Source organism: Streptomyces sp. NPDC058457 (assembly GCF_042720695.1).
Classification (GTDB): Bacteria; Actinomycetota; Actinomycetes; order Streptomycetales; family Streptomycetaceae; genus Streptomyces.
Window position 1 is genome coordinate 55,925 of record NZ_JBHXLU010000059.1, and the last position, 10,043, is coordinate 65,967.

The 10,043-nt window shown below is 70.4% G+C and carries 9 protein-coding genes; 3 read left to right on the forward strand and 6 right to left on the reverse strand.

Going from position 1 to position 10,043, the window contains the following annotated elements; genetic code table 11:
* The first annotated feature begins 143 nt into the window (after nt 1-143).
* The 3 genes from ACFWPS_RS35405 to ACFWPS_RS35415 are packed head-to-tail and all read left to right on the forward strand — an operon-like array spanning nt 144 to nt 2,493.
* A complete protein-coding gene (locus ACFWPS_RS35405; RefSeq protein ID WP_383712932.1) occupies nt 144-788 on the forward strand; it encodes a DUF4956 domain-containing protein in 645 nt (214 codons plus the stop codon).
* Nucleotides 785-1,642 carry a polyphosphate polymerase domain-containing protein gene (locus ACFWPS_RS35410; RefSeq protein ID WP_383712935.1) on the forward strand — a complete coding sequence of 286 codons (858 nt, stop codon included), beginning with the start codon at nt 785-787 and terminating at the stop codon, nt 1,640-1,642. The genes ACFWPS_RS35405 and ACFWPS_RS35410 overlap by 4 nt, the downstream gene beginning before the upstream one ends.
* Nucleotides 1,639-2,493, forward strand: a complete 855-nt coding sequence (locus tag ACFWPS_RS35415) for a phosphatase PAP2 family protein (protein ID WP_383712937.1) — start codon at nt 1,639-1,641, stop codon at nt 2,491-2,493. The genes ACFWPS_RS35410 and ACFWPS_RS35415 overlap by 4 nt, the downstream gene beginning before the upstream one ends.
* A gap of 239 nt (nt 2,494-2,732) precedes the next feature.
* Here the strand turns inward: ACFWPS_RS35415 and ACFWPS_RS35420 are convergent, their stop codons facing one another.
* From ACFWPS_RS35420 to kdpB, 6 genes are all read right to left on the reverse strand, one after another.
* A complete protein-coding gene (locus tag ACFWPS_RS35420; RefSeq protein ID WP_383712940.1) occupies nt 2,733-3,014 on the reverse strand; it encodes a hypothetical protein in 282 nt (93 codons plus the stop codon).
* 32 nt (nt 3,015-3,046) lie between these two features.
* Nucleotides 3,047-3,544: a GbsR/MarR family transcriptional regulator gene (locus tag ACFWPS_RS35425; RefSeq protein WP_383712942.1), complete on the reverse strand. Its 498-nt coding sequence runs from the start codon at nt 3,542-3,544 to the stop codon at nt 3,047-3,049.
* A gap of 111 nt (nt 3,545-3,655) precedes the next feature.
* Nucleotides 3,656-4,174 (reverse strand): hypothetical protein, encoded by a 519-nt coding sequence (locus ACFWPS_RS35430; protein ID WP_383712944.1) that lies wholly within the window; start codon nt 4,172-4,174, stop codon nt 3,656-3,658.
* Nucleotides 4,175-4,278: 104 nt separating this feature from the next.
* Entirely contained in the window at nt 4,279-6,234 is a 1,956-nt protein-coding gene (locus ACFWPS_RS35435; RefSeq protein WP_383712947.1) for an amino acid transporter, read from the reverse strand.
* Between the two features lie 319 nt (nt 6,235-6,553).
* Complete coding sequence (locus ACFWPS_RS35440; protein WP_383712950.1) at nt 6,554-7,363, reverse strand: SDR family NAD(P)-dependent oxidoreductase; 810 nt, start codon at nt 7,361-7,363, stop codon at nt 6,554-6,556.
* A 337-nt stretch (nt 7,364-7,700) separates the two neighbouring features.
* Nucleotides 7,701-9,854, reverse strand: a complete 2,154-nt coding sequence (gene kdpB / locus ACFWPS_RS35445) for a potassium-transporting ATPase subunit KdpB (protein ID WP_383712952.1) — start codon at nt 9,852-9,854, stop codon at nt 7,701-7,703.
* Nucleotides 9,855-10,043: the final 189 nt, after the last annotated feature.

Consider the following 10,043-nt stretch of genomic DNA (forward strand, 5'->3'; position numbering starts at 1 on the left):
GCTAACCGCGCGCCGGACCCGCCACCGCCACCGGGAAGGCTTCATGGTCTGTTCATGTGACATCCCTACCGTCCTTCAGGTCGCGGTGCTCCGCGGACCGCGACCGGTCCCCGTCCGACGTGCCGTGACGGAAGGGACCTTCCATGCACGCATCGGTGCTCGCCGCCAAGGGCATCACGGACCACCTCACGGTCACCGATCTGATGACCCGCGGCGGTCTCGACGTCCTCGCCCTGCTGCTCCTGGTCGGCTGGCTCTACCGGCGCCGGCCCAGCGTGCCCGCGATGCCGCTGGTGCTGGCGGCCCTGAACATCGGCCTGTTCGCCGCGATGAGCACGATCAGCGCCGGCAAGTTCCCGGCCGGGGTCGGCTTCGGGCTGTTCGGCATCCTCTCCCTGGTCCGCCTGCGCAGCGCGGCGTTCACCCTCCGGGATGTCGCCTACACCTTCGTCGCCCTGGTGATCGCCCTGTGCACGGGCCTGCCGCAGCGGCAGACCTGGCTCGTGGTCGCGCTGGACGTGGTGGTGCTCGTCGCCGTCCTCGTGGTCGACGACCCCACGTCGTACGAGCCGCCGACCCGGACCGTGAAACTCACCCTCGACCGCATCTACCCGGACCCCGCCGTGATCGCCGGGGACGTGGCCTTCCGCTTCGGTCAGGCGCCGCTGTCGGTGGTCGTGGACGAGGTCGACTACGTCCGTGAGACCACCCGGGTCTCCGCCCGTTACCCTGCCGGGCCGGCCGACGCCTCGGACTCCGAGACGCGTGAGCCGGTGATGGCGCCGTGACCGTCGCCCCGCCCCTCACCACGCCCCTCGCGGCCCGGCTGGGTCTGGCGGAGCTGCGCGGCGCGACCCTCACCGAGGTGGATGCGGCGGCGGCACTCCAGCACCGGGTCGACCGCAAGTACCTGGTCCCACTCGACCGGGCCCGCCGCCTCGTCGCCCGCCTCGCCGACAGCCACCACGTCCTCGACCTGGGCGAAGGCCGTCGTACGACGAGCTACCTCAGCACGTACTTCGACACCCCGGAACTGGGCTCCTGGCGCGCCCACGTCCAGCAACGGCGGCGGCGCTGGAAGGTCCGCACCCGCCTGTACGCCGAGGACGGCCTGTGCCGGGTGGAGGTGAAGACGAAGGACGGTCGCGGCGCCACGGTCAAGCACGCCCTGCGGGTCCCGGCCGCCGAGTACGGCGAACTGACCACCGCCGCGGCCACGTTCGTCGACGAGCTGCTGGGGCGGGCCGGCGTCCCCGTCACGGCCGGGGCCCTGTCCGCTGCCGTAGAGGTCCGCTACGTTCGCGCGGCCCTCGCCGACCTCCGTCACGGCAGCCGCGTCACCCTCGACTCCACCCTCAGCTGCCGTCGGGACGACCGGGCCGCCGCGCTCGACCCCGGGCACGTCCTGATCGAGACCAAGGGCGGAGCACGCCCCGCCCCCGCCGACCGCCTGCTGCTCGGGATGGGGGTCCGGCCGGTCTCGCTCAGCAAGTACGTCGTCGGCCAGTCCCTGCTCACCCCGGGCCTGCCCGACAACGACGTACGCCGCCTCGCCCGCGCCCACTTCACCACCGAGACGCATACGGCACCGTCCCCGGCACAGCTTCCGGCATCGCTCCCCGAAAGGATTCCTGCCGCATGAACGTCCTGCGCGGCGTCAAATGGCGCTACCCCCTGATCGCACTGCTCGCCGTCGCGGCTGTGGCGGTCAGCACCCTGCGACCGCAGCTGGTCACGGCCGTCACCTCCGCGGTGAAGAACCCGAGCGCGACGGACCTGATCAAGCAGGACCCGCCGCCCACACTCTTCACCGACGCCGAGACCGCGGCGATCGGCCAGGCGGCGGACGCCCAGCGCACCAAGGCCGACGCCCTCTTCGCCCGATGGCAGAAGGACCACGGCACCACCCGCGACGACAAGGCGTTCACCGCCTGGGCGGCGCAGCAGGTCCCGGCCCCGCCGTCGGCCAAGGAGCGCACCGCCGAACTCCGTCAGGACCAGGCCCTCGCCAAGACCCGTACGGCGGCGGGGACGAAGGCCGCGACCTGGCTGGAGCTGCACGGCAAGAAGGACATCTGGAAGCTCTACCTCCACGATCAGCGCGAACTGGTCCCCGCCGCGCGCGGCAAGACCGAGAAGGCGGCGCTGAGAACGGCCCTGAAGCTGGCCAAGACGATCAGTGACCAGCTGGCGGCCAAGGACAAGCAACCGGCCCCGTTCGTCCTGGACCCGACCCTGCGCCCGGACAAGCACATCACGCCCGGCGCCAAGGGCCCCTACTCCTACCCCTCCCGGCACGCGACCCGCTCCGCCGCGGCCGTGACCTTCCTCAGCGCCCTCTCCCCGCACCGCGCCGGGGACTACCGGTGGATGCAGGACGAAGTCCTCTACTCCCGCCTCTACATGGCGGGCCACGTCACCAGCGACCTCACCGCCGGCACCCTCCTCGGCGACTTGATCGGCGACTACGAACTCGCTGTGAGCGGGCACTGACCTGGCGCAAGAACAGACCCTGGTCGGTCGAGGCGACGGGAGGACACCCGTTTTCCCGGCCCCGTACTGCGCTACTTGTTCCTGCCCGACCGCGGGGAGCGCTGAAGACACGACCGGTGGATTGGCGACCGTACGTTCTCGCCACCGACGCCATCACTGTCCAGCTCGACCGCGTCCGGACCATGCAGGGCACCCGGCCCTTCGTGCGGGACGGACGCGGTGAAGCGGCCAGAGCGGGGTCATTCGTCGATGAGTTCGTCGAGAACCTCAGCAGCGGTGGTGTTGCCCTGGTCCGCCAGACGTCGGAGTTCGGCGAGGTCGTCCAGTTCGGCTGCGAGTTCGACGAGCTGGTCGGTCGCGGTGGAGTTGCCGGTCTCCGCGAGTCGCCGCAGTTCCTCCATGTCGCCGTGTTCCGCGGCCAGTTCGATCAACTCGTCGGTGGCGTCCGCGTCTCCGCGATCGATGCGCTCGCGCAGGGCGGCAACATCCGACTGGTAGGACGGGTTGGACTCGGTCGCCATGGGACTCTCCGTGCCGTCGGAGTGGTGAGGGGCTATGAGTCGGAAGGCGGCAGCTTCCCGGCGGCGCGCAGTTCCTCGCGGTGTGCGTGCCACTCGTCCCGCAGTGCGGGCAGGCGCTCGGCGAGGAACTCCGCCAGCGCGACCATCTCTTCGAGCGGGGCCCGGCGCGTCGGCGCCGCGTCGGTGAGCAGGTCCAGACCCTCCCGGAACAGCGCCGCGTGCTCCAGGTGGAGGGTCGCGTCGAAGTTCTGGGGCTGTCGGCCGGTCGGGTTCAGGCCCACCCGGTCCATCCGTTCGCCGGCCGACCTGGTGCGTCGTGCCAGGTCGTAGCTCTCCAGCAGCTTGACCGCACCCGTGATCGCGCTTCTGCTCGCCAGCAGTGCGTCGCTCAGCTCGTCGATCGTCTGCTGGGCCGGGTCGCAGACGAGCAGATATCCGAGCAGCCGTCCGGCCATGGGCGGGAAAGCGTAGTGGCGGGCGTAGAAGCGGCCGACATGGTCGGCGAAGATCAACTGGGCGTCCTGCGGCACATCGCCAATCTGGCATCTATCGCTGAGATGACACTTATTTCTGTCATTTCAGCTGCGTTGGCGATGGGCGGGGCGCACAGGTGATGAGTGAGGGTGCTATCTGCTCTATGGTCAGGAAAGTCCCGATGCCCGAAGCACCGCTTGGGCCGTCTCGTCGTCGATGCGATGCCCCAGCCGCTCCATGACGTCCGCTCCCAGGCGCAGCGTTCCGCGTTCCCGAGAGTGCCGGACGCCCGTGTCGAGTTCGTGCCAGAGCAAGGGGCTGGCCGCGAGGATCCGGGGATCGAGTTCCAGCCGGTTGCCGAAGGCGTCGCGGAGGACCAGGTGGGAGGAGACACCGTCGTACTGTCGTACGGCCGTCAGCGCGTCGGTGTGGACGATGCGTCGGCGCCAGGGAGTGCGGACCGCCAGCCAGTTCGGGCCCGCGCTCACCCGTGGCGGCAGCAGGATGGCGAACACCGCCGCCGACAAGGTGAACCAGAGCAGGGCGCGGAGAGGCGTCAGGCTTCCCGCGTCCCAGTCGACCAGGAAGGTCATGGCGCAGAACGCGAGGGCACAGCTCACCGCGAGGCGTGCGCTGCCGCGCCAGTGCCGGTCGCCGGCCGGGGCCGCCGGTCTGCTCCGTTCCATGTCCCTGACGCTAGGCGGCAGTACCGCCGCCGGCTGCCGTCGCTGACGGGGTCCTAACACCGCGCGGGCGAATATTGACGGGATTCTGACGCGGTCGCCGGAGCTCAGCCGGTGTGTACGCGCGGGCGGCGTGCGGGGTCCGGTTCCGCCTCGCGCAGTACTTCGCGGGTGAGCGGGGCGACCTCGCCCTGGCCGAAGAGGAAGAAGCGCAGGAAGTTGGCGAACGGGGTGCCTTCGGTCCACTCGAAGTAGATGTGCGGGATGGTGCCGGTCTCGTCGCGGACGTGGAGCAGGAGTGCGGCCAGGGCGTTGGGGATGGAGGCCGACTCCAGGGTCAGGACGCGGTAGCGGTTGTGCAGGACCTCGCCGCGGACGGTCAGGCCCGCCTCGAACTCGGAGGGGTCGGTGACCGTGACCTCGACGAAGACGAAGTCCTCCTGCTCGGGCATGTCGTTGTCGGCCCGGATCTGCTCGATCTTGTCGCGGTACTCGGCCTTGTCGCGACGGTCCGGCTCGTTGGCGATGAACCGCATCTTGCGGCTCGCTATGTCGCGGACGAATCGTTCTGCCATGTCGTCGAGGGTCAGGCTGGTCACGCGCAGTTCGAAGGCGCGGGCGAGCCGGGAGAGCAGCGAGACGAGGATGATGCCTGCGATGAAGCAGGCGCCGATCTTCACACCGTCGGGGCGCTCGATGACGTTCGCGACGGTGGTGTAGAGGAACACCGCTGAGATGACCGCGAAGGCGATCGTCCACTTGCGCTGTCCGGCCTTGCGGGCGGCGATGGTCACCGCGATCGCCGCGGAGCTGATCAGGACCAGGACGCCGGTGGCGTAGGCGCCGCCCTGCGCGTCGACGTCCGCGTCGAAGACCCAGGTCACCAGGAAGCCCACGAGGGTGAAGACGATGATCATTGGGCGTACCGCGCGGGCCCAGTGCGGGGCCATGCCGTAGCGGGGCAGGTAGCGGGGCATCAGGTTGAGCAGGCCGGCCATCGCGGAGGCGCCGGCGAACCACAGGATGGCGATGGTCGAGGCGTCGTAGACGGTGCCGAAGGCGTTGCCGAGGTACTCGTGGGCGAGGTAGGCGAGTGCGCGGCCGTTGGCCTGACCGCCGGACTTGAACTCGTTCTCCGGGATCAGCAGCGTGGTGATGAAGCTGGTGGCGATCAGGAAGACGCTCATGATGACCGCCGCGGCGGTCAGCAGCTTCTTGGTGTCCCGGATGCGGCCCTTGGGGCTCTCCTCCGTGTCGCTGTCGTCGCCCTTCACATGGGGCATGACGGCGACGCCGGTCTCGAAGCCGGACAGACCGAGGGCCAACTTCGGGAAGACGATCAGGGCGACGCCGATCATCGCGAAGACGTTGCCGTGTTCCGTGGTGAGGGCGCTGGTCCAGTCGGAGATCACGTGTTCGGCCGTGGCGACGTGGTACATGCCGACGATCACGACGACGACGTTGAGCGCGAGGTAGATGCCGACCAGGGCGACCGCGACGCCGATCGCCTCCAGGAAGCCCTTGAGGAAGACCGCGCCGAGCAGGGCCACCAGGATCAGCGTGATGATCATCTGCTTGCCGTGCAGGGCATCGGTCAGGTGCGGGTTCTCCACCAGGTGGGTGGAGGCGTCTGCGGCCGACAGGGTGATGGTGATGAGGAAGTCGGTGGCGGCGAAGCCGAGCAGGGTCAGCACGAACAGCTTGCCCTGCCAGAAGGAGAGGAGCCGCTCCAGCATGGCGATGGAGCCCTCGCCGTGCGGGCTCTCCTCGGCGACGCGCCGGTAGACCGGCAGGGCGCCGGCCAGGGTGACTATGACGAGGACGATGGTCGCGATCGGCGACAGCAGGCCGGCCGCCAGGGCGGCGATGCCGGGCTGGTAGCCGAGGGTGGAGAAGTAGTCCACTCCGGTCAGGCACATCACCCGCCACCAGCGCTGGCCCTGGTGTGCCGGTTCGGGCTGTGCGTGGGGGCCGGTGTGGCCGGCGCCCTTGCCCATGTCGGACAGCCCCTCCAGCATCCAGGCGCGCAGGCGACTGGGAGGGGGGCGTTCGGTGGTGGCCATCGGCGTGCTCCCGGTGCGCGGCTCCGTTGGGGGACAGCCATCACCCGGACGGCCGCACCAGCGTAAGCAGAGAGTGACGCATCGGCCCACGGGAGTGCGCTCCGAACGGCGTCAAGACTCCGTTAAGACAATTCGGGCACGTACGCCGCTTTCTGCTGGAGGCCGAGCGGAGACCCTTCGGGAGGGCTCCGCCCGGCGCGTGGCGTTCGATCAGCCCTGGCCGGTCTTGTGGCCGTGGTTGGCTTTCTTCTTCCGGCGTGCCTTCTTCTTGCGGGCGCGCTTCGACACGTACGTCAACTCCTCTGCCGGTGGTCGGCCTTCAAGCGATGCGGCCGACCAGCAGGTCCGCCAGCTTGTTCAGACGCTTGACAGTGCGGTCCTCCGTGGCGGCCGGGGCAGGCGCGATGCGCACGTCCCGGTCGTAGTAGGCGCCGTTGACGATCTCCATGGCCGGGTCGCACAGCCGGACCACGTGCGCGGCGCCCTCGGCGGGGGAGATGCCCTCATGGGCGTACACGGGGAGCAGTGCTGTGTCACATACCCCCGGATGCACGGAGACCGCGGTGACGCGCGGGTCGGCGGCGAACACCGTGAGGGCCAGCTGGGACTGGGCGTACGCGGCCGGCCGGGAGTAGCTGCGGGAACGGTTGGGGTCGGACCACTGGATGGAGGCCGTGCGGTGCAGGGCGGAGGAGACGTTGACCACCCGGCCGCCCGGGTCGCTCGTCAGGGCCGGCTCCAGCAGGCAGGTCAGCAGGTAGTGGGCGAGGAAGTTGACCTGGAAGGCGATCTCGTTGCCGTCCGCGGTGACGGTGTGCCGCTCGGGGGCGGCCATGCCCGCGTTGTTGACCAGGACGTCCAGGTGCGGGCGGGCGGAGACGACGCAGCGGGCGAGCGTCTCGACCTCGTCGAGGCGGGAGAAGTCCGCGCCGTACGGATGCAGTTGGGCGGCCCGGATGCCTGCCATGGCGACCAGACGGTCCGTGGCCGCCTGTGCCTCCTCGGTGGTACGGCCGTGCACCAGCACGGTGGCACCGCGCTCGGCGAGCTGCCGTGCGGTCTCGTAGCCGATGCCGGAGGTGGCGCCGGTGACCAGGACGGTACGAGAGGAAAGGGTGGAGTCGGACATGATCCAATCCGTGGGATGCGGGCACGTCGGGCGGCCCCGGCTGCGGGGCGGCGGTGGACGTGCGGTGATGGAATGAGACGGGGCGCCGTGTGGTGTCACGGCGCCCCTGCCGTCGCGGAAAGCGCGTCAGAGGGACGCGGGCGTTTCCGGGCAGCGCGGCGCACGACGGGGCGGCCGAACGGGACTCGGCGGCCGGTCGAAGAGGAGCCAGGCGCTGTTCACATCGTCCATGGAAGCCGTGCCGCGCGCCCCGGGCAAGCCTGGGCCGCCGTCTCTGACGGAGCTCTGACGTGCGTATACGTGGCCTTGACGGGAAAGCCGGGCGGCAGGGTGCGGTTCAGTCGAAGCCGGGTACCCCCGAGATCAGCAGGTCGATCAGCTTGATGCCGACGAAGGGCAGCACCAGGCCGCCGAGGCCGTAGACGAGCAGGTTGCGGCGCAGCAGGGCATGGGCGGAGGCGGGGGTGTAGCGCACGCCGCGCAGGGCGAGGGGTATGAGAGCGACGATGATCAGCGCGTTGAAGATGATCGCGGAGGTGATGGCGGAGGTGGGGCTGTGCAGGCCCATGACGTTCAGGGACTCCAGCCCCGGGTACGAGCCCGCGAACATCGCCGGGATGATCGCGAAGTACTTCGCCACGTCGTTCGTGATGGAGAACGTCGTCAACGCGCCCCGGGTGATGAGGAGTTGCTTGCCGATCTCGACGATCTCGATGAGCTTGGTCGGGTTGGAGTCGAGGTCGACCATGTTGCCGGCCTCCTTGGCGGCCGACGTACCCGTGTTCATGGCGACACCGACGTCTGCCTGCGCGAGGGCCGGGGCGTCGTTCGTACCGTCACCGGTCATCGCGACCAGCTTCCCGCCTTCCTGCTCACGCCGGATCAGCGCGAGCTTGTCCTCGGGGGTCGCCTCGGCCAAGTAGTCGTCCACGCCCGCCTCTTCGGCGATGGCACGGGCGGTGAGCGGATTGTCGCCGGTGATCATCACGGTGCGGATGCCCATGCGGCGCAGTTCCGCGAAGCGTTCGCGGATGCCGTCCTTGACGACGTCCTTGAGGTGGATCAGGCCGAGCACTCTCGGCCCGTCCCAGTCGTGCACGGCCACCAGCAGGGGCGTGCCGCCGCCCGCGGCTACGGCGTCCGCGTACCGCCGTGCCTCGGGCGGGACGTGGCCGCCGTACATCGCCACCCACTCGATGATCTGCTGGGCCGCCCCCTTGCGGATGGCGCACACGGCGCCGTTGTCCCAGCGCAGGTCGACCCCGCTCATCCGGGTCTGCGCGCTGAAGGGGACCCATCGGCCGTTCGTCAGCTCGCCCTCGACGGGGGCGCGCAGACCGTACCGGTTCTTGGCGAGGACGACGACGGACCGGCCCTCGGGTGTCTCGTCGGCCAGCGAGGACAGCTGGGCGGCGTCCGCGAGCTGTGTCTCGTCGATGCCGGGCAGCGGGACGAAGGCGGCGGCCTCGCGGTTGCCGAGGGTGATGGTGCCGGTCTTGTCGAGGAGCAGGGTCCCCACGTCGCCGGCCGCCTCGACCGCCCGGCCGGACATGGCCAGCACGTTGCGCTGCACCAGGCGGTCCATGCCCGCGATGCCGATCGCGGAGAGCAGGGCGCCGATGGTGGTCGGGATGAGCGTGACGAGGAGTGCGACCAGGACGGCAGTGGACTGCGCCGCGTCGGCGTACTCGGCCATCGGCTGAAGGGTGACCACGACCAGCAGGAAGATGATGGTCAGCGAGGCAAGCAGGATGTTCAGGGCGATCTCGTTCGGGGTCTTCTGCCGGTTCGCGCCCTCCACCAGGGCGATCATGCGGTCCAGGAAGCTGTGCCCGGGACGGGCGCTCACGCGCACCACGATCCGGTCGGACAGCACCGTCGTACCGCCCGTCACACCGCGGCGGTCGCCGCCCGACTCCCGGATGACGGGCGCCGACTCGCCGGTGACCGCGGACTCGTCGACCGCCGCGACCCCGTCGATGACGTCGCCGTCCGCCGGGATCAGCTCGCCCGCCTCGACGAGCACGACGTCGAGCGGTTTCAGTTCGGTGGCGGCGACCGCCTCGGTGCGGGCGCTGCGCAGGTCCGTACCCCAGCGCCAGGCCGGCAGACGCAGGGCGACCGTGTCGGTACGCGCCTTGCGCAGCGACTCGGCCTGGGCTTTGCCCCGGCCCTCCGCGACGGCCTCGGCGAGGTTGGCGAAGACCACGGTCAGCCACAGCCAGGCGCTGATGACCCAGGTGAACACGGCCGGGTGCAGCAGCGCGGACAGGGTGGTCAGCACGGCCCCCACGGACACCACGAAGAGCACGGGGTTCCTGACCAGAGCCCGCGGGTGCAATTTGCGCAGTGCCTCGGGGAGGGAGCTGACGAGTTGGGCGGGTTCGAAGGAGCCGCTCGGGGCACGGCGCCGGGCTCCTCCTCCCGGCGCCGGTCCTGAGGTGCGCTGGGGGCGGGACGGCGGGGCCTGCTCGGGCGCGGCGGGATGCATGAGACCTTCGTGGTTGGGCGCGGCAAGCCTCAGGGCATGCCGACGGACTGGTCGGTGGACTGGTCGGTGGACTGGTCGGTGGACGGGAGAGCCGGGTCCCGGGGGGGGGGGGGGCCCCGCCCCCCCCCCGCCAGGGGGGGGGGGGCGGGGCACGGGCCGCCCCCCCCCCACAAGCGCGCAGGCAAAGGG